The organism is Pseudomonas sp. HMSC063H08 (assembly GCF_001813645.1).
Classification (GTDB): Bacteria; Pseudomonadota; Gammaproteobacteria; order Pseudomonadales; family Pseudomonadaceae; genus Pseudomonas; species Pseudomonas aeruginosa.
This window is the reverse complement of the sequence record NZ_KV813431.1, coordinates 1-315: the sequence shown is the minus strand read 5'-3', so window position 1 is coordinate 315 and position 315 is coordinate 1. Positions and strand designations below refer to the sequence as shown.

General features: G+C 63.5%; 1 pseudogene. It reads left to right on the top strand.

What is annotated here, in order from left to right:
• Nucleotides 1-155 (top strand): annotated as a pseudogene (locus HMPREF2924_RS36430) (lytic transglycosylase domain-containing protein); the annotation flags it as partial.
• Nucleotides 156-315 lie beyond the last annotated feature (160 nt).

Sequence of the window (315 nt, the reverse complement as noted above, 5' to 3'; positions counted from 1 at the left end):
TGGCCTGGTTCGATTCCGTCGAGCGCTTCAACGCCGGGCGCTCGGCCGCCAACTTCCGCGAGAACCGCAACTACCCGCGCCTCATCCTGCTTCGCTATGAGCGGATCTATCTGCAGTGGGGCGACGGCGTGTGCGGAGAGAGGTACTCCCTGTGAGACTGTCCTCCAGCATCACCTTGGCTCTGAACGTTACCTACCTCGACCTGGCGGTGATCCAGCGACTGTTCGCAGGCAGTCGCGACTTCCTACCGGCACCTGAGCTGTATTGCTCGCCAGTACCGCGCGAGCGGCATGGTAAGTCCGGTGTGGCTCGGGC